This is a genomic window from Psychrobacter sp. Pi2-52 (assembly GCF_904846705.1).
GTDB lineage: Bacteria > Pseudomonadota > Gammaproteobacteria > Pseudomonadales > Moraxellaceae > Psychrobacter.
The window spans coordinates 1-20,222 of the sequence record NZ_CAJHBS010000022.1; the positions used below are offsets into that span (position 1 = coordinate 1).

10 protein-coding genes and 1 pseudogene are annotated in these 20,222 nt (G+C 43.5%); 4 read left to right on the top strand and 7 right to left on the bottom strand.

All coding sequences use genetic code 11. The annotated features are described in order from the left end of the window. Both JMY00_RS11195 and JMY00_RS11200 read left to right on the top strand, forming a co-directional pair. A pseudogene (locus JMY00_RS11195) lies at window positions 1-553 on the top strand (DNA polymerase III subunit gamma/tau); the annotation flags it as partial. 232 nt (window positions 554-785) lie between these two features. Continuing rightward, a complete protein-coding gene (locus JMY00_RS11200; RefSeq protein ID WP_114700038.1) occupies window positions 786-1,685 on the top strand; it encodes a LysR family transcriptional regulator in 900 nt (299 codons plus the stop codon). A 120-nt stretch (window positions 1,686-1,805) separates the two neighbouring features. Here JMY00_RS11200 and JMY00_RS11205 read toward each other — a convergent pair whose 3' ends face one another. Both JMY00_RS11205 and JMY00_RS11210 read right to left on the bottom strand, forming a co-directional pair. Further along, window positions 1,806-2,987, bottom strand: coding sequence for an aspartate aminotransferase family protein (locus tag JMY00_RS11205; RefSeq protein ID WP_201580203.1), 1,182 nt, complete (start codon window positions 2,985-2,987; stop codon window positions 1,806-1,808). A gap of 40 nt (window positions 2,988-3,027) precedes the next feature. Then, entirely contained in the window at window positions 3,028-3,219 is a 192-nt protein-coding gene (locus JMY00_RS11210; protein ID WP_201580204.1) for a DNA gyrase inhibitor YacG, read from the bottom strand. A 189-nt stretch (window positions 3,220-3,408) separates the two neighbouring features. Here JMY00_RS11210 and JMY00_RS11215 point away from each other — a divergent pair, with 189 nt between their 5' ends. After that, a complete protein-coding gene (locus tag JMY00_RS11215) occupies window positions 3,409-4,083 on the top strand; it encodes a DUF938 domain-containing protein (RefSeq protein ID WP_201580205.1) in 675 nt (224 codons plus the stop codon). A 136-nt stretch (window positions 4,084-4,219) separates the two neighbouring features. On the opposite strand, the gene JMY00_RS11220 is transcribed toward JMY00_RS11215, so the two are convergent. Together JMY00_RS11220 and purD are read right to left on the bottom strand one after the other, a co-directional pair. After that, a complete protein-coding gene (locus JMY00_RS11220) occupies window positions 4,220-5,614 on the bottom strand; it encodes an AarF/ABC1/UbiB kinase family protein (protein WP_201580206.1) in 1,395 nt (464 codons plus the stop codon). A gap of 410 nt (window positions 5,615-6,024) precedes the next feature. Continuing rightward, a complete protein-coding gene (gene purD, locus JMY00_RS11225; RefSeq protein ID WP_201580227.1) occupies window positions 6,025-7,341 on the bottom strand; it encodes a phosphoribosylamine--glycine ligase in 1,317 nt (438 codons plus the stop codon). Between the two features lie 456 nt (window positions 7,342-7,797). Between purD and JMY00_RS11230 the strand changes: the two genes are divergently transcribed. Next, a complete protein-coding gene (locus JMY00_RS11230) occupies window positions 7,798-12,645 on the top strand; it encodes an NAD-glutamate dehydrogenase (protein WP_201580207.1) in 4,848 nt (1,615 codons plus the stop codon). 119 nt (window positions 12,646-12,764) lie between these two features. Here the strand turns inward: JMY00_RS11230 and JMY00_RS11235 are convergent, their stop codons facing one another. The 3 genes from JMY00_RS11235 to cysG all read right to left on the bottom strand — a co-directional run bounded on the left by JMY00_RS11235 (window position 12,765) and on the right by cysG (window position 20,153). After that, entirely contained in the window at window positions 12,765-16,655 is a 3,891-nt protein-coding gene (locus tag JMY00_RS11235) for an AAA family ATPase (protein ID WP_201580208.1), read from the bottom strand. An 82-nt stretch (window positions 16,656-16,737) separates the two neighbouring features. After that, complete coding sequence (locus JMY00_RS11240; RefSeq protein ID WP_201580209.1) at window positions 16,738-18,360, bottom strand: exonuclease SbcCD subunit D C-terminal domain-containing protein; 1,623 nt, start codon at window positions 18,358-18,360, stop codon at window positions 16,738-16,740. Window positions 18,361-18,512: 152 nt separating this feature from the next. After that, window positions 18,513-20,153, bottom strand: a complete 1,641-nt coding sequence (gene cysG / locus JMY00_RS11245) for a siroheme synthase CysG (protein ID WP_201580210.1) — start codon at window positions 20,151-20,153, stop codon at window positions 18,513-18,515. Between the last annotated feature and the right edge of the window lie 69 nt (window positions 20,154-20,222).

Below are 20,222 nucleotides of genomic sequence, written 5' to 3' on the forward strand. Positions count from 1 at the left end.
GCCTGAACCAGTTGTTGAGCCTGAACCAGTTGTTGAGCCTGAACCAGTTGTTGAGCCTGAACCAGTTGTTGAGCCTGGCGCAAATGATTCTCAATTAACAGCCCACTCTGATGAAGATCCACGCACATTATTGCGTTGTCCACCTCAAGAACTGACAGGCGAGTGGAACCCAGAAAAGTGGGACTACTGGTTACAGACGGCTCGTGAAAGCGAGGTATTAGCTCAAGATGAGCTAGCATTGGCACGACAAGGTACGATGACTGGTCAATGCAATGGCAAAGCCATGTTTTTGACCAGTGTTGATAGTAAGCATTTGCAGGTCACTTTTCAGCAATTGGCAGCTAAGCTACAACAGCAATTTACGCAAGCTGACATTGACTTGAAAATTGATAGTAGTATCATGCAGACCGAAGATAAAACCCCAGAGCGCCGACAGAAAAAACGTTTAGAGCAAGCGAAAACCGTTGCTGAAACGAAATTACTAAAAACACCAGTAATGCAGTATTTAACTGAACGCGGTGAGGGGAAAATGGGTAAAGTACAGCTGTATTGAGATTTGGAGCAGTGTTTGCTCAAAATATCTAAAAGTATATTTATATATTGAACGTAGTTTTATATTAAATATCAAGGTGATAGCAATATATCACCTTGATATTTTTGTTTTTATTACGGGTCAAAATATATTTATCAAACAAGAGAGAACCATTTGATAACGATAAGATGAATGTAAAGTCGTTATAATGGTTAAGTTATATTAAAAACTGAAATGACGTTTAGGTGAGAATATGTTGGATAATTTACGCGGTATGGCTGTGTTCGCCAGTGTGGTCGGACATGGCTCTTTTAGTGGCTCAGCACGTGAGCTAGGTATTACAACCAGTGCAGTCAGTCAGCAAATTCGTTCATTAGAGAACGAGCTTGGCGTGGTATTGCTACATCGCTCAACTCGTAAGCTAAGCTTAACAGAAGCTGGTGAGAGCTTTTATGAAGCGGCAAAAGACGTCGTCAGTGCAGCGGAGCAAGGGCGTATCAAAGTTAATCAATTGCGTGATGAGCTAGCAGGTAGCTTGCGTGTATCGACCACGCCTGAGCTTGGTGTTAATCACATATTGCCAGCACTCTCTACTTGGATGGCGGCACATGATGATCTTAGCGTCACCTATCTAGCAGACAATCATTATATTGATATGATTGACGAGCGTATTGATATTGCCATTCGCATGAGTCCATCGATTAATGATTCTAGTCTGAGCAGTCATCCATTGACTGATGTGCGCCAACTATTGGTTGCCTCACCTCAGTATTTGCGTCAGCACAGTAAGCTAAATACGCCTAAAGACTTGGCTGAGCATCAATTAATCTGTATTGAGATTATGAAAGATGCCAATCAGGTTGATATGGTTCAAACTGAAACTGGTAAAAAGACACGTATAAAGATGAATTCACGTATCTATACCAATAATGTGTTTATGGCAACGACGCTGGCTAAAGAAGGTCACGGTTTGGTTAGAATGATGGAGATGGACATAAAAAAAGAGCTTGAGAGTGGGGAGCTGGTAGAAGTGTTGACTGGCTATCAATTACCAAGCTTTGTGCTATATGCGGTCACTTTAAATCGAGACCAACAGCCAGCCAAAATCACTCGTTGTCTAGAAGTACTGAAAAAATACTTCCATGCGAATTAAGTGTTGTTCTCACTATGCACAAAACGTTTTTAGTTAGCAGTAAACAGTTAGCAAAAAGCCTATAGATAATGAATCATCTATAGGCTTTTTTATTGTCTATTATTAACGTTGAAGCATACTTTAAAATGATGGCTTTAGTAGATTGATTAAACGCTCAGCGACTTGTGTGCTTTCATCACGGCTCATGTTAAGCGGTGGTAGCAAACGTACAACATGACCACCCGTCACATTGATAATTAGATTTTGCTCATCACGGGCACGATCTACCAGTTGGCTACAATCCATATCTTCAGGTAGCGCGATACCAATCATCATACCTGCACCGCGACTGCTAACGCCATGTTGGCCAAATGTATCAACAATGCTTTCTCTAATGAATAAGCCCTCAGTCACTGCGTTTTCCATAATGTTACTATTTGCTAGCACGTCATAAACGCTATGTACCACACGGCTAGCCAATGGCGTGCCACCATAAGTAGAGCCATGACTACCAGCACCAAACAGACCATTGGCACGGCCACGTACCATGCACGCACCGACTGGGAAACCATTACCTAGGCCTTTGGCTGTCGTCAACACATCAGGGCGAGTATTACTATGTTGATAAGCAAAATATTTACCCGTACGGCCATTACCTGTTTGTACTTCATCCAGCATAAATAGCCAGTTATGAGCGTCACATTCTGCTTGCAACTCTTCAAGATAAGTAAAGCCATTGGCTGCAGTATTCAGGCCGCCTTCGCCTTGAATCGGCTCTACAAAAATAGCGCAGATATCATCATGTTCTTGAGCAGCTTGTTTGACGGCAGCGATATCGCCAAATGGCACACGAATAAAGTCCTCATCTAGCGTATAAAATCCTTCACGTGCTTTTGGATTTGCAGTAGCTGACAAAGATAATAACGTACGACCATGGAACGATTGCTCCATTACGATAACTTTTGGACGTTTAAAACCTTGTTTGTACGCGTATAAACGTGCCAGTTTTAATGCAGCTTCATTGGCTTCGGCGCCGCTATTGGCAAAAAACACGCTGTCCATTTGGGCGGCGGTACACAGTATCTCTCCAGCACGCTCTTGCCAGTCAATGCCGAACAAGTTGCTCGTATGAATTAACGTACCTGCTTGCTGCTGAATCGCGTCAGTGACTTGTGGATGACAGTGTCCTAAGCCGCATACCGCGATACCAGTTAAGGCATCTAAGTAAGGCGTGTCATCTTTGGTATAGAGCCAACTGCCTGCACCGCGTGTAAAGCTGATTGGTTGACGATTATAAGTGGGCATCAGGTAAGTAGCAGACATGTAAAGCATCCTTGGTATAATAATTGAGTAAAAGTGTGGGTTATAGCTCGTCAGAAAAAGGCGTGGTTTCTGCAGGTAAGGTATAATCTTCGTTTGCCCAAGCACCTAAGTCGATCAGCTTGCAGCGACTGCTACAAAACGGCTTATGTTTATTGTCTTGCCAAGCCGTCTGAGTGCCGCAACGTGGACAAGGGTAGGTCTTTGGGGGCGTATTTGCAGTAGAGTCAGTCATAAGAAAAGAGCAATGTCCTAAATGTTGTTATTATCGGTTGCATACGGCACAAGTATAAAACGCATCCGTCATTTAAATTACGACGAAACGAGGCGTACTTGCTATCGCTATATTACTATTCAATTGGATTGACTATATAATAGCATGGGGCCGAATAATGACAAAAGACAAATGCTTTAAGGATAGTAGATGACCGACAATATTGATCTCACGCATCAGCAAGAGCGTGCCTTTCAACCACAAAAACTGTCAGCACCGCGTGACTTTATTATTACAAATATCTTCAATGACAATAAAAATGAAAAACCGTTAATGCTAGAGATTGGAGCAGGGAAGGGTAAGCATGCACTTGGTTTTGCCGCACAAAATCCTGATAAGCATCTGATAGCCATTGAACGCACACGTAATAAATTTGAAGCGTTCTCAAAATTAGCCACTCTACAAAATCTATCAAACCTAGATGCGATTCATGCGGATGCGATTGCATGGACAGTGCATGCCATTAAACCAAACAGCTTGGCTAAAATCTTCATTCTTTATCCCAATCCTGAACAGCACAATCCAAATCAGCAATGGCTGAATATGCCTTTTTTTGAGTTTCTATTATCACGCTTGCAAGTGGGTGGAGAAGTGATATTAGTGACCAATATTGAATCCTATATGGACAATGCAGAACACCAAGCAACCAAAGTATGGTGTCTACCATCAACACGTTCTCGAGTACCAGTGACCAGTCAGCGCACTCATTTCGAAGTGAAATACCTTGCCCGACAAGAGGTGTGTTGGGAGCTAAGTATTCGTAAGCCGAAGTGGTATAAAACAAGATTTGATGATTGGCAGGTAAATACTATGAACGAAAAATAATAGCCTAAGTAAAAATATAAAGCTTATATCAATGATATACAATAAATGTAGTAGGATTAAATACAAAATAGCCTAAGCAAATAAAATTAAAACAATAAAAAGCCGTCACTGAAAGACGGCTCAAAATTTGCACGGTTTATAAATAAGGTTTTACAAGACTATTAGAGTTGGTATGCGCATCTAAAACAGTTAAAAAGGTATATGCACCGATAAACTTACGGCTGATAAACATAAATTCTTTTGGTGGCAGATTAAATTCAAAGGACTGCATTGCGCGTGTCGCCGTAGTAGATAAGCGTGAATGTAATTTACTGTTGGCCCAAATATAGCGATCCTGCTCATCTAAACATTCGCTAGGGATATTGGTGTTTTTCTCAGGGTCACTAAAAGGCTCTGTCGCCAGTAAAAATAACGAGGCAATATCTGAACGTACTTTGTTACTCATGCTATCGAAAAAGTCATATCCTTTCATAGCAAGGCTCATTGCTTGCTGATCATGGCGATATCCTGCGCGTAGTAAACCACGGGCAATCGTTAATAAGTTACCATCAAACTGACGAATCGCTCCAAAATCTAGCAAAACCAATCTATCGATATCTTCTTCGTTTTCGCTCACACGCACCAGATAATTACCAAAGTTAGGATCGGTCTGCATTTCACCCCATACAAAAATCTCTTGCATCATGATTTCTATGGCCGCTTGACCAATGGCATTACGGCGTTCATGAGGTAGTAATTGCAATGCTTCCGATACCACAGTGATACCTGGCTCGTATGACATACATAGCAGACGTTTTTTAGAATAAGTACGATTAATCTTAGGCACGATATAGCGCGGATCATCAATTAAACGCTCGTAAAAACGCTCCGTCGTAGCCGCTTCCGCTTCATAATCGACTTCGTGATGGAGTAGGTCACGTATTTCCTCAAACCAAGCATCGAGTGCGCGTGTTTGAGGGACGATATTACTTACTTTTAACAATCGTTTGAACAAGGCAAGATCAGAGTTGATAGCGTCTGCCACACCCGGATACTGAATTTTTAAGACGACTTGTTCGCCAGTGGCGAGTACGGTCGCACGATGAACTTGAGCAAGAGAAGCGGTTCCGATAGGAACAGGATCAATGTCTAGCTCGTTTAGTTTGTTGCCCAGTAACTGGCGTAATGTTTGCTCAATCGTCGGCCAAGTCAATGTCGCCGTATCATCATTAAGGGTTTGCAAAGCGCGCGTGATCTCTGGCGGCAGTATGTGCTCACCATAAATCGCTAGCATTTGACCAATCTTGACGACCGAACCTTTCAATTTACCCAGCTCTGATGCCAGATAATTTGCCTGAGTTTCCATAAACGCCTGATTACGTGCAGTACGTGCTTCTTTATTTAAGAACATACCAGACACGCTATTACCCGCCCAACGACGACCAATATTCAAAGAAGTTTTTGCAATCGACATACGACGATCAAACCCTGAGGTTTTTAGGCTATCGATTGATTGCTTGTTGCTAAAAGGTTTAGACGTATCATTTGCCATAAGTATAATCATTCATCCAATTGGTATTGATTTGCGGGTTCGAAACCTACAATACAAGGGAGACGTGATGCACAGGTACAAAATTGTATCATATAAAGCGCGTTGGTTTTATGAGCCTGAGCTGGCCATTGATAGTTACTTTGTAAGCCAATATCTAGCGGTAACTATTGATAAATAAGTACTTACTAATTTGAGTATGATTAATAAATAGCTAGAATTTTTTAGCAAGTTCACTTGTTATGAAAACTTAATACTAAAAAAATAAGACCTAGCATGATGCTAGGTCAAATAGTGATGTAGAGCCATAAAATACAGAAATACTATTAATCAAACACATTGAGCAAAACCTTCGCATTATCTAAAACATTGTCCAAGACGTTACTCAATATGTTTTTAGGATGCCTTAGCTGCTAAGCATTTTCGCGAGTGATGGCATGGTGTCCAATATCACGGCGATACTGCGCACCATCGAAACTAATAGCAGCGGTGACTGCTAATGCGGCTTGCTGAGCATCAGAAATGCTATCTGCTAGCGCAGTTACACATAAGACGCGCCCGCCATTTGTGACGACTTCTTTATCATTATCGTTAGAAAATGCCGTGCCAGCATGGAAAACTTTCACAGCTTCGTCGTTATTAGGATCTAGTTCTGGCAAGCCAGCAATTACATCGCCTTTAGATGAAGTTTCAGGGTAGCCTTTTGATGCGACAACGATACCTAGAGCAGGGCGCGCATCCCATTTTGCTTCACTAGGCAATTGACCTACCAAACCTTGTGCGACCAAATCGACCATTGATGACTGCAAACGCATCAAGATAGGCTGTGTTTCTGGATCACCAAAGCGGCAGTTAAATTCGATGACATACGGATCGCCTGCCTTATCAATCATAAGACCAGCGTATAAGAATCCAGTATAAGGATGGCCTGCGTTTTTCATGGCATCGACTACTGGTTGTATCACTTGCTGCATGACTTTGTTATGAACATCGCCGGTAACAACTGGAGCAGGGGAGTAGGCACCCATACCGCCAGTGTTTGGACCAGTATCACCTTCAAAAGCACGTTTATGATCTTGGCTGGTTGCCATTGGCAAGATGTTATCACCATCAATCATACAGATAAAGCTGGCTTCTTCACCCTGTAAGAACTGCTCGATAACCACGCGGCTGCCAGCATCACCAAACTTATTATCCGCTAACATATCGTCGATAGCTTCATGTGCTTGTTCGATCGTTTCAGCAACGATGACGCCTTTACCTGCAGCGAGGCCGTCTGCTTTGATAACGATAGGCGCGCCTTGCTCATCGACATAGGCTTTTGCAGCGACTGCGTCTGTAAAACCTTGATAAGCAGCGGTTGGAATGTTGTTTTGCTCCATGAACTCTTTAGCAAAAGTTTTTGAGCCTTCTAACTGTGCACAGTAAGCTGTTGGGCCCCATGCTTTGATACCTGCTTCACGACAAGCATCAACAATACCCGTAACCAAAGGCGCTTCTGGACCAACAATTACCATATCGATGGCGTTGTTTTGGCAAAACTCAATGACAGCATTGTGTTCATCAGTTCCGCTACCTGTAGACTCGAGAACAACGTTTTGGCATTTGGGTTCAAGGGCAGTACCAGCATTACCTGGGGCGACGTAGACGTGTTGGACGTTGTTATCTTTTGCACATTGCCATGCTAGCGCGTGTTCACGACCACCTGAGCCAATCACCAAAATATTCATCATACGTCTTGCCCTTAGCATTAAAGTTAATAATGAGTTAGTCATACACTCTGAGAGATAGCCGTATTCTAACAAAAAAAGTGCCTTGATTACCATGAGTATCCGCCTGCCAGCACCGAATCATCAATATCGATGTCCAAAACCGCATTATCTCATTAGTAAAGGTTATCGACACATCGCTGATTCATGAAATGATGTTGTACACTTTAGCTCGCGCCTTATGTGCGTTACACTTCACTATATTGGTAGTATTAAATTCTGATGGCTACATATTAATAAAAAATAAGAGCAAAAAAGGAGAAAATTTCTAACTGTTATAAAAATAAAATAAGTCGCGTGAATGGAAATACTGCACCGTTGCACCAATGATGAATATGCAGTAACAGTAGTCAATCTAAATCGATAAACTTAAATAAATAAATGTTAAACCAAATCTATAAAAAAAGGACGCAGGAAATGCCAAACTCCCTCAGTATCGCAAAAGAGCGCATTAGCCAGATAAGCGATATTGCTACCAGTTATGTACAAAAAGACAAATCGCTATTTGATCATTTTATTCATAGCTATTATCAGCCGCTGCATCAAGAAACTGCAGAGGCGATTAGTAATGCTGACTTGGCGGGCATGGCGCTACATCACTTTACACTACTCAAAGCTTACGACGGCAGCAAGCCGCAGCTGACAGTACTAAACCCAGCAGCAGAAGAGCAGCACTTTCACAGCTCGCACACTGTCATTCAAATCGCAGCTTATGATAGACCATTCTTAGTTGATACGATTTTGATGAGCCTAGAAGCTGAAGGTATCGATGTTCATCGTACTTACAACATCATTATCAGTGTTGAGCGTGATGACAATGGTGATATTACCCATATCGAAGGCGCACATGAAAGTGCCACTTCACATATGTCATTGATTCATTGCGAAATTGCTTACCAAGACAACGAAGACTTGGAAGCACTTCAACAGATGCTTATGTCAAAAATTGACACGCTTGATACGGTCGTTGGCGACTGGAAACAGATGCGTGCGCAGTTGAATGATATCAAAACTGAGCTTTCGAATAAGCCGTTACCAGAAGTATTCTACTCACAACAAGAAATCCAAGCATTTTTAGATTGGATCTTAGACGATCACTTTATATTCTTAGGATATCGTGAATACCGCTTGGAAGGTGGTCAGTCTATCGAAGTGACTTCTGAACCGACCGATTTGGATTTATTTGCGATTGGTAACAGTGGCCTTGGTCTATTACGTGGTTCTGAAAAAGACAAGCTATCAGAAAGCTTCAGCCAATTGCCTAGAGGTTTAAAGCAACTGTTGACTGAGCCGCGCGTGTTGATGCTGTCTAAATCAAGCCGTGTATCACCTGTGCATCGTTCAGTATATATGGACTTTTTAGGCATTCATAAGTTCGATGATAACGGTAACCTAATTGGTGAATACCGCTTTATCGGTTTGCTTACGTCACAAGCCTATCAGCTCACTGTACAGCAAATACCGTTATTGCGCGAAAAAGCCAATAAGATTATGGCGATGGCAGACTTACCACGTGACGGCCACGCTCATCACAAGATGATGCATGTGATTAACACCTTACCGCGTGATGATTTGTTCCAAGCCAGCGTCGAAGAGCTATACCCAATTGTTTCGGGCATTACTCAATTACAAGACAAAAAGAGCTTACGTCTATTTAGCCGTATTGACCATTATCAGCGTTTTGTCTCGTGCTTGGTCTATATCCCGCGTGATAAGTTCAATACCGAGCTACGTATTAAAGTACAAAACGTCCTAAAAGACGCCTATAACGGTATGTCTTCAGGGTTTACTACTGAGTTCAATGAATCTGCGCATGCTCGCGTGCACGTCCACGTACGTACTGTGCCTGGTCAAGTAAATGACGTCAATATCGCCACACTTGAAGCCAAATTATCAGCACTCATGCAATCATGGGATGATAATTATCAAAAAATGCTACTCGACAATGTGGGTGAGCAACAAGCCAACGCTTTGAATCGTCGCTTCTTAAACTATATCCCTGCTGCCTACCAAGAGCGTTTTGATGCTCGTACCGCAGTCGAAGATACGAAACGTTTGGCGGGACTAACTGCAGAGCAACCGATGCTTTGGCATTTATACCAGTCGACAGGCGATGCACGTAACCAGCTTCACCTAAAGCTATACGGTCGCGAGCAGCCGGTTATCTTGTCAAAAGTATTACCAATACTTGAAAACTTTGGTGTGTCAGTTATCTCAGCACAGACTTATGAGTTTGACTTGCCAGAGCAGCCTATCTGGATGCAAGAGTATGAGCTGACCCTAGAGCATGTCGATACGGTCAATATGCAAGTCGTGCGTGGTCAGTTCGAAGACAGTCTCAAGCAAATCTGGGCAGGTCGCGTTGAAAGCGATTCATTTAATGAATTGGTACTAACGACCAAGCTCGATACTTATGATGTCGTCGTATTGCGTGCACTATCTCGCTACATGCTGCAAGCACGTGCGCCATTCTCGAGTGCTTATATTCAGCAAACTGTGGTCAAAAACAGTGATATCAGTGTCGCGTTAGGTAGTTTGTTTGACGCACGTATGAATCCTAAGTATAGCGAAGAAGAACGTCAAGAAAAGGCTGCTACCATTCAAGAGCAAATCACAGCGGCGTTAGCAGATGTCGATAGCCTGGATGAAGATCGTATCTTGCGCTGGTACTTAGATTTGATTAATGCGATGGTACGTACCAACTTCTATCAAGTGGATAGTGATGGTCAGCGCAAAGATCGTCTGTCATTTAAATTCTTGGCAGCAGACATTCCAAACTTGCCTAAACCAAAGCCAATGTTTGAGATATTTGTGTATTCACCACGCGTCGAAGCTGTTCATTTACGTGGCGGCAAAGTCGCTCGCGGTGGTCTGCGCTGGTCAGATCGTATGGAAGATTTCCGTACTGAAGTACTTGGCCTTGTCAAAGCGCAGATGGTCAAAAACGCAGTAATCGTTCCTGTTGGCTCTAAAGGCGGATTTATTGTAAAAACCAAGAGCATGGCTGATGGCCGTGAGGCATTCCAAGCAGAAGGTATCGCTTGTTATCAGACATTCTTACGCGGCATGCTTGATGTCACAGACAATATTGTAGATGGCAACATCGTCCCGCCAGCCAACACGGTACGTCATGATGAGGACGACCCGTACTTGGTTGTCGCAGCAGACAAAGGTACAGCTACTTTCTCTGATATAGCCAACGCGCTAGCAGCAGAGTACAACTTCTGGCTAGATGATGCCTTTGCATCAGGTGGGTCAGTAGGTTATGACCATAAAGCAATGGGTATCACCGCTCGCGGTGGTTGGGAGTCGGTCAAACGTCACTTCCGTATGCGCGGTATGGACATCCAAAACCGTGATGACTTTACCGTTGTCGGTATTGGTGACATGAGTGGTGATGTATTCGGTAATGGTATGCTGCTATCAACGCATACTAAGCTAGTTGCTGCCTTTAACCATTTGCATATCTTTATTGATCCTAATCCAGATACGGCCGCCTCATACGCTGAGCGTGCACGCTTGTTTGAGCTACCACGCTCATCATGGGCAGATTATGAAGCATCATTGATCAGTCAAGGTGGTGGTATCTTCTCGCGCCAAGACAAAACCATCGCTATCAGTCCTGAGATGAAGTCGCTCTTCGATATCAGTGAAGATAGCCTTGCACCGAATGATTTGATCAGTGCGTTGTTACGTGCACCTGTTGATCTTATCTGGAATGGTGGTATCGGTACTTATGTCAAAAGTGCAAACGAAACACATGCTGACGTGGGCGACCGTGCGAATGACTCGTTGCGTATCGATGGTAATGAGCTGCGTGCAGCCGTCGTTGGTGAAGGTGGTAACTTAGGTCTAACCCAGCAAGGTCGTATCGAGTACGCTCAAACGGGCGGACGTATCTATACAGATGCAATCGACAACTCAGGCGGTGTTAACTGTTCGGATCATGAAGTCAATATCAAAATTCTACTTGGCAAAGTGGTCGAGCAAGGTGATATGACACTGAAGCAACGTAATGAGCTGCTTGAGAGTATGACTGACACCGTAGCAGAATTGGTATTACGTCAAAACTACTTGCAACCACAAGCGATTGAGCTGAGCCATATCCGTGCCGCAGCCAACCTGAGCGATCATCAGCGCTTTATTCAGATGCTAGAGAGTGAAGGGCGTCTGGATCGTGCGATTGAGTATCTACCATCAGATGAAGAGATTGCGAAGCGTCAAAAAGCGGATACTGGTCTGACCAATCCTGAGCTGGCAGTGGTCTTGGCTTATGGCAAAATGTGGGTCTATGACAATCTATTATTGTCTGATTTACCAGATGATCCATACTTTATCAATGAGCTACGTAAGTACTTCCCAGATGAGCTTGCGTCACGCTTCTTTGACGAGATGACTGAACACCGTTTGCATCGCGAGATTATCAGTACTTACTTGACCAACAGTGTGGTCAACCGCTTAGGTATTGAAGCGCTATTCCGTCTCTTTGAGGAAACCGATCAATCACTAGCCACTATCGTACGTGGTTATGCGATTAGCCGTGATGTATTCAACGTATCGCGTGCTTGGAAAGCCCTTGAAGCTCTAGACAATCAAGTTGAGGCGACGTTACTACTGAACCTTGAGCTACGTCTACGTGATTCACTTGAGCGCGGTGTGGTCTGGTTCATCAATGCCTTTGGCCAAAACTTGCAAGTCGCTGATATGATTAGCCGCTTCAGTGAAAGCGTAGAAAAACTGACCAAGCCAAGTGGTTTTATCGAGCAGCAATTTGCACAGTATCTGCAAGAAGACACCAAACGCTTGATGCAAAAGGATCTGTCTGATAATGACGCTACGCTATTTGCGATGCTACCGTATCATGTCGATGCGCTTGATGCTGCATTGCTTGCTGAGCAATACGAGCGTCCTGTTGATGAGATTGCAACTTTATACTTTGAAGCTTATCAAGTATTGCAATTAGACTGGATGATGGAAAATATTGCCAGCCTACCACAACAAGACTATTGGGATCGCCGTGCACGCCATGCGTTAGTGAACGAGTTGTCACGCAGCTTGCGTCTATTGATGGATGCGGTACTCTCAAAACCAGATGCTAAGCAAGCATTTAGTGAATGGAGAGCAAGACACGTCGATCAGCTTGCTGCAGTCACTACAGAGATGAATAAGTTGGATGAGCTGCATAGCAACGATGAAGAAGGTCAAATCGGTCTTTCAACGTTGTCCGTATTGATGAGTGAGCTTAGTGGCTTAGTTACTAAGTAATGAAGTAATATCACTCCCAAACTGTCTCAAAAAAAACCACCGTCCTTAATGTTCGGTGGTTTTTTTTTGCCTAAAAGAAAAGGTTTAAAAGTATTAAGTAGTAAAGTGATTAACCTAACTTATGATATTTTTTCACTGACGACTTTATGACACCCTTGGCCACTAATTCGGCTAAATCCGCCCGAGAGCTTCTCGACTTTAATCTGGGTTAAAATGCGATCTTTTAGCGCCTGAACATGGGATATCACCCCGATTAATTTACCTTCTTGCTGTAGATTGGTCAGCGTATCAAGTGCAATGTCTAAAGATTCCTCATCCAACGTACCAAACCCTTCATCCAAAAATAGCGAATCCACACGTATATTTTGGCTGGCCATCTGTGATAGCCCTAGTGCTAATGCTAGGCTAATGATAAAACCTTCGCCGCCTGAGAGGTTTTTAGTGCTGCGAATTTCACCGCCCTGATAATTATCAATGACATTCAGCTCAAGTGGACTATTATCATCACGGGCCAGCAAATAGCGATCGCTCATTTTTTGCAGCTGCGTATTGGCGTGAGTGACCATAAGGTCAAAGGTTAGCCCTTGAGCAAAAGTACGGAACTTTTTGCCATCAGATGAACCAATCAATTTATGCAATTGTTGCCAAACTTGCAGTTTGTCCTTTTGAGCAGTGATAGCATCAAGCTGTGCCTGTTGGGTGGTTTTTTTGTCTTCATTGTCCTTTAAACGCTGACTGATTGCACCGATTGACTCAATTCGTTTGTTAAATTCATCTTGGGCTTGTGATTGCTGTTGGGTAAGCGTTTCTCTATCGTCTACTGTCAGCGGATTGGCTTGTTTATCTGCAAGTGTTTTTTGTGTTGCATCCAATAAAGATTGCGCTTGCTTTAGGGCATAATCGATATGCTGTTGCTGCTGTCTAAGTGCGTTACGCTCATCTATGGGCAGGTGCGCCGCCAAAAATTCTGCTTCCGTATCAAAGCTAGAGGTGGCAAGTGTGTTATTAAATGCAGTATGTTGCGTTTCTAAGGTTTGCGTAGCTGCTTCGATACGATTGGCTAAGTTTTCTTGCTGCTTTATGAGCTGTTGCAAATTATACGTCTCTTTATCCAGTTGTCGTTGGGCAACACTGTGCGCCTCTTGTGCTTGCTCTAGAGTGTCTCTAAGCGTACGCTCAGCTGCTTCTAGGTCGGCCGCCTCAAAAACCTCTGCGCGTTCGTCTTGAAACTGGGTTAGTGCAGCTATTTGTTTATTCTTCGCTTGCATTAGACTGTTAAGCGAATCGGTATCTTTTTTTAGCTGTGCTTCTTTATTCTCAATATATGCTTTTATGCGTTCAAGGTCGCTCTGTATTGTCTCCTGTTTGTCCTTATCTTCAGCGAAAGCGTCTTTTAGCTGTACGAGGGCGCGACGCTGCTGACGTAGTTCTTCAAGATAACTATCATAATCTGCATTGCTCAGAATTTTTTGCTGTTTAATGCTAGCCGATAACAACTGTAGGTTCTCGGGCGCACGTTGCAAGGTGCTCAGCGCCTCTGTCGGATAGCTACTGGCAGCATAAGGGTCAATACGCTGCAAAATGGCGGTAATGAGCGTTTGTAGTTCAGCAAAGTTCTCTGTGATTTTATTGTCAATACCCGTTATATTACTTTCGGTAATGGTGATTTTGTATCTCTGCTCAGTGATATCATTTGCTAGTACTTGCTGGTCTTGTGACGCCGTCTCTAGCGTCTTACGCAAACGGCTCATATCTTCAAGAAGTCTGTCGTAGAGTGCTAACGAATCTTTGATACGGTCTTTATATGTCGCTAATTTGTTTTTGCTGGCGGTAAGCACTGGCACGATATCGTTATCACTACCCAACGCCAGTAACGGTTGTATCAAGTTGGCAATAGTACTGTCAGCTAAGTTTTCATCATTCATCTGCTGGCTGATGACATACAGCAGTTCTGTTATGGCGGTATCATGCTGCTGTATTTGCGCAGTGAGTTCGGCTTGCTGATTTTTTTTACTCGCAAGCGTACTTTGTTTACTTGCCTGCTCAATCTGCTGGGCAGTGATGCTTTTATTCAGCTCGGTAATTTGTTCATCTAAAACACTAATATACTGCGCTAATTGGGAGTTTTCGTCATCGGGTAAAAGGTGCGGGTGATTTTGAGCGTAAGGGTGCTCAAGCGCACCGCATAGAGGACAAGGTGTACCGTCTTGTAAATCGGCAATATAGTTCTCTAGCGCCGCAACCTTTTGTTGTAGTTGTAGCTGATTCAATTTGTCTTGGTGCTTTTCTTGCGTACTTTTGAGACTTGCTTTTTTCGTTGTAATCAACTTTTCATAGCCATTGATTTCACTCTCTAGCTGCTCGATGTGACTGGTGATTTGTATCACTTGTGCGTTAAGGTCACGGCGCTGCTGGTCATGAAAGCGCAGCTGATCGAGCTGCTGGCTAGTGCTGTCTATCTGCTCTTGTGTCTCACGCATCTGTGTGACCGATTGCGCTTGAATCAGCTCGCTTTGTGCTTTTTTTAGTGCGATTAATTGCTTTTGGGTGACTTCATTTTTATCACTTTGTGCTTGTTGGCGTTGCTGTTGTACTACCAATGCGGTTTTGTATTCTTCTAATTCACGTGTTTGGCGTATCTTGTCTTGCGAAAGCACTGAATTTTGATGTATTACCGCTTTTAGGCGACTGCACTTTTCATCAAAAATGGCAATATCGCCGTCTAAATAGCTTAAATTATCCGTACCGGTAAGTTTTTCGGTCAATTGCGCGCTTTGGTTTTCTTTATCTATGGCAATACTTTTTTGCGCGGCAATATTTTCAAGCAGTTGCTCAGCGTCTGCCTGAAGTGTGTCATGTCTGACACGTGTATCGTTTAAAGCGCGACGTTGCTGGTCAATCTCGTTGTCGAGGTCACGTGCTTTCTGAATTTTAGGCCGTGCAATTTGCATTGTGTTTTCTGCATCTTGACGCTGTGTTAGTTGCTTCTCTAGCTGTGTGCGAGCGCTTTTTGTGAGTGCTTGCTGCTTAGGTAAGTCATATTCGAGCTGCGCTTTTTCTCGGCTTAATTCGTTAACGTGCTTGCGGGTAGATGATAACTCACCAAACTGACTATCAATCTCCAACGCTTTATTAGCAGCGATTAAGCGTTTGGCACTAGGGATGAAGTCTTGCTGAGCCTGCTGAGCCTGCGCTAGATCATTTTGATAAGTATTCAGTTTTTCTTTTGACTCTGTCACGCTATCTAGCCACTTTATCTTTTCGGACAAATCTTGAATGGTTTGCTGCTGCTCACTTTGGGCACTTTGATATGACTGCAAGTCAGCCTTTAACTGACTTTCTTCATCGGTATCTAAAAGCATCAAACCGTCTAAACCGTATTGCAGTTTGCTGAGAATTTCTTCTTCGGTACGTTTCTTATCATGAACCTGTGTTGAGATAGTCGCGTAAATATCAGTGCCAGTGATTTTTTCTAAAATATCTGCGCGTTCATCAGCCTTTGCCTTTAAAAATGCTGAAAAGCTACCCTGAGCCAGCAATATAGAGCGAGTAAACTGCTGAAAATCCATCCGAGTCAGTTCAATGATTTTATTTTTGGTATGCTTTAAGGTGCTCTCTAACAGCTCATCCTCTTTTGACGAGTCATCAGCGTTTATTTTAGCAATTTCGTGAGTGGCATCTTGCAGATTGCCATCCGCTTTATTGTAAGCACGGCGCTGTCCCCAGCGGCAACGATACTGCTCGCCATTTAAGTCAATCACTACTTCAGCGAAACATTCTGCCGTCTGCCGCGTCATCACCTCATTACTGCTCTTACTGATACTATTAATCCTTGGCGTCTCACCATATAGCGCTAAGCAAATAGCATCCAATATGGTGGTCTTGCCAGCGCCTGTTTGCCCAGTGATAGCAAAGATGCCTTCATTGGTAAAGGCAGTATCAGCAAAATCAATATGCCATTCGCCTTTTAGGGAGTTGAGGTTTTTTAGTCTGAGTTCGATTAGGCGCATGGATAAGTCTTAATATTGGTAATAGCCGCAATTGCGAAAAATTGAGAAAGATAAGGAAGTATGGTATGAAATATCACTTTTATTATTCTGCCTGTTTGTCTTCATGACGTAAGTTATAAAGTATCTGACCATAGGCATCGCGTAACGAGTCTTTTTGTGAGTCAGGTATGTCATTGAGCGTCAAGCAGCGCTCAAAAACCTCCATCTCATTTAAATCCTGCAAGTTCTCTGAGGTTTGCTGCTGATTAAGCACTTTGTTATAAGTACGAGTGTTTTTTATCTTAAGCACTTCGCATGGCAACCCTTCTACCATTGCTTGCACTTGCTCACGCAAATCACTGACGATTTCGTCACCTGTATAGACAATCTCTAGCCAAATAGAGTCCGATTGTGTAAGCGCTTGAATGGTTTGATCAATCGTGGTTAGGTCACCAGATATTTGCGCCAATTGTTGGAACTTTGGAATGGGTAGGGATACTACTTGCATCTGATTAGCGTCATCGCGATGTAGAATTTTATTGCTATTCACGGCGTCAGTAGAAGTTTCTCGAATGCTTTTATATTGCTCAGGCTGAATAGGAGTATTTTCTACGACAGTAGATTTTTTAACTTCCTCATCTTCTAATGGCTCATCAAAGCCAAACAAGTCATCCATGAAAGGCAGTTCCTGACTAGACACTTTTTTAGCGGTTTTTTCTGCTAATTTATCTACTGATTTTTTCACTTGGGCGACTTCAATGTCAGCAGCTGTATCGATAGCATGAGGAGTAATACTATCAGGTGCGACGTTTAACCCTAAAATGTCGTTATCAAAATGCTCTGCGGCACCAAACTGTACCAGCAATACTTGCTTTTGCTGTTTGGCCTCTCCGAAACCCATCGCGATGGGTGAGCCTGAATAGCGAATACTCTCACGACCGCCAACGCGCTGCGGTACGTGCAAATGCCCAAGAGCGACATAATCAAAGCCATCATTGAACATATCGGCAGATATTTTACCTAGTGAGCCGACATAGAGCTCGCGTACACCGTCATCCTCAGTTGTTTTGCCACCAGACGCGAATAGATGCCCTGTGGCGATGATAGGAATATATCGCTGATGCGTTTTGATTAAGTCGGCTTGCTTAGCTTTCGCAATGTCTGCGACATTGTCATAATGCTCGCAAATACCAGCGATAACATTGGCGTCTTTGCTATCTGCGGACTCGCCAGCGCTACTGCTACGTACATCCCGATCGCGCAAATAGGGTACAGCAGCAATAATACAATGAGGGTTGTTGTTGTCGTCATCACCCAAGACCAATACTTCATCTTCCAAGTCATCACAAGCAGTGCCAATCACATGGACGTTCAAAAACTTAAGCACATTGCTTGGTGCGTCTAAAAATGTCGGTGAGTCATGATTACCTGCGACAATAACCACATGCTGACAGCAGGAGCGTGAGACCTTACCCAAAAACTCATAATACAGCGCTTGGGCTTTATTGCTGGGCGTCATGGTATCAAATATATCACCAGCCACAATGAGTATATCTACCTTTTGGGCAGTTATTGTCTCCTCAAGCCAGCCTAAAAACGATTCAAATTCGTTATAGCGCATGTGCCCGTAAAGCCTGCGCCCTAAATGCCAGTCGGATGTGTGCAGTATGGTCAAAGGTTTTATTTGCGTGGTTAAAGAAGGCAAGCTAGCATCAGGTATGGGCATAAGTAGACTATAAGTATGAGCAGTAGAAAGTCTTCATTCTAGCAAGAATCGTTGAGATTTGCGCTGTTGCCAAAAGAAAACCCTACCAATAATATACTGGTAGGGTTTTCTTCTTATTCAAGACTCAGCGTTTTTCAGATTAAAGGTAAGCGCTAGTCAATAATCAATTGCTCCAGACCATCTCCTTGCTGCGTTGCAAGATTTGCGACCATCGATAGGGCATGAGCTTGTTGGTCTATCGGTTGTTTTACTGCTTCACCTCTCGACCCTTCACGCAACCAATTTTTAGCTATGTCATCGCTGTTTTGACTGTGCTGCTGATTTTGCAAATTATACCAAGCCAAATCATGATGCAAGCTGACCACATCACCCATGATAAGAAGGGCAGGCGTTGGCAATTGTGCTTGCTCTTGTTTGGCAACAATCGTTGCAAGCGTACCTGTCAATACTTGCTGATTGGGCATACTCGCATTAGAGACGATAGCAATCGGTGTCTCGCTACTACGACCAGCGTCAACCAAGCCTTCAGTCAAACGTGCTAGCGAGTGCAGACCCATATAAAATACGACCGTTTCATCAGTATTTAAGAAACTCTTAAAGTTACTGTTAGGTGCACCAGCTTTCAAAAATCCTGTCACAAAACGCACTGACTGTGAATGGTCACGGTGAGTTAGCGGAATGCCTGCATAGCTAGCGGCAGCATTGGCAGCGGTGATGCCTGGTACGACTTGGTAAGGTACATTATGCGCTCGCAGGCTTTCGATCTCTTCGCCGCCACGTCCAAAGATAAATGGATCACCACCTTTTAAACGCACCACACGGCGACCTTGTTTGGCATGGGTGACAAGTAGCTCATTGATGCCTAATTGCGCGACCGTATGGTTGCTGCGTTTTTTACCGACAAATACTTTATCAGCATCACGGCGACATAAGTCTAAGACCTGCGGTGAGACTAACGCATCATAAAACACCACGTCTGCTTGTTGCATTAGACGCAAAGCTTTGAAGGTCAACAGCTCTGGATCACCCGGGCCTGCGCCTACGATATAAACTTCGCCAACGGCTGGTAACTCTTTTTCTGATTCATCAGATAGAGTAGAAGCAATCGTGTCTGTCTCTTTTACCGCATTTGCATCGTCGCTTTTCTTACTGATAGCAGCGGCAGTACTATCCAAATCAGCCTTTAACTGTGCAGTCGCTTCAGTTTCATTACCTGCAAACATGAGCTGACTGACTTGACCTTCAAACGCGCGCTCCCAAAACTGACGACGTCCAGTAAGCGTTGGTATTTTGGCTTTTACCTCACTGCGGAATTCACCTGCCAGCTTGGCCAATTTTCCATAGCCTTGCGGGATTAATGTCTCAAGACGTGCACGTAATAGACGTGCCAATACTGGCGCTTTACCATTTGATGAAATACCAATAACAATAGGATTTCTATCGATAATAGCTGGAAAAATAAAGTCACATAAATGCGGCGTATCGACCACATTGACTGGAATATTTAGCTCAGTCGCATCTGCATGAATCTGGTGATTAAGCGTTTCATCGTCAGTCGCGGCAATGATGACCCGTACGCCTGACATATATGTTTTATTATAATTCTCATAGATAAATTCATGCTTGCTGTCAGTGAGCAAGGCTTGTAGCTCATGACTGATATCAGGTGCAAGTATAGTGATACAGGCGCCTGCACGGCTGAGCAAATCCGCTTTACGCAGTGCCACTTCGCCGCCGCCCACGATGAGCACTTTACGGTCTTCTAATTTAAAAAATAGCGGGAAGGTGTTCATAATGTCACCATATATTTAATTGTTTATTATAAAAGGTAGAAAAGATATAAGGAATGCCGCCATTATGAG

Coding starts and splice junctions, on each gene's coding strand:
- JMY00_RS11235 (WP_201580208.1), bottom strand. CDS start 16,655: ATGCGCCTAATCGAACTCAGACTAAAAAACCTCAACTCCCTAAAAGGC.
- JMY00_RS11230 (WP_201580207.1), top strand. CDS start 7,798: ATGCCAAACTCCCTCAGTATCGCAAAAGAGCGCATTAGCCAGATAAGC.
- JMY00_RS11215 (WP_201580205.1), top strand. CDS start 3,409: ATGACCGACAATATTGATCTCACGCATCAGCAAGAGCGTGCCTTTCAA.
- JMY00_RS11205 (WP_201580203.1), bottom strand. CDS start 2,987: ATGTCTGCTACTTACCTGATGCCCACTTATAATCGTCAACCAATCAGC.
- purD (WP_201580227.1), bottom strand. CDS start 7,341: ATGAATATTTTGGTGATTGGCTCAGGTGGTCGTGAACACGCGCTAGCA.
- cysG (WP_201580210.1), bottom strand. CDS start 20,153: ATGAACACCTTCCCGCTATTTTTTAAATTAGAAGACCGTAAAGTGCTC.
- JMY00_RS11210 (WP_201580204.1), bottom strand. CDS start 3,219: ATGACTGACTCTACTGCAAATACGCCCCCAAAGACCTACCCTTGTCCA.
- JMY00_RS11240 (WP_201580209.1), bottom strand. CDS start 18,360: ATGCCCATACCTGATGCTAGCTTGCCTTCTTTAACCACGCAAATAAAA.
- JMY00_RS11200 (WP_114700038.1), top strand. CDS start 786: ATGTTGGATAATTTACGCGGTATGGCTGTGTTCGCCAGTGTGGTCGGA.
- JMY00_RS11220 (WP_201580206.1), bottom strand. CDS start 5,614: ATGGCAAATGATACGTCTAAACCTTTTAGCAACAAGCAATCAATCGAT.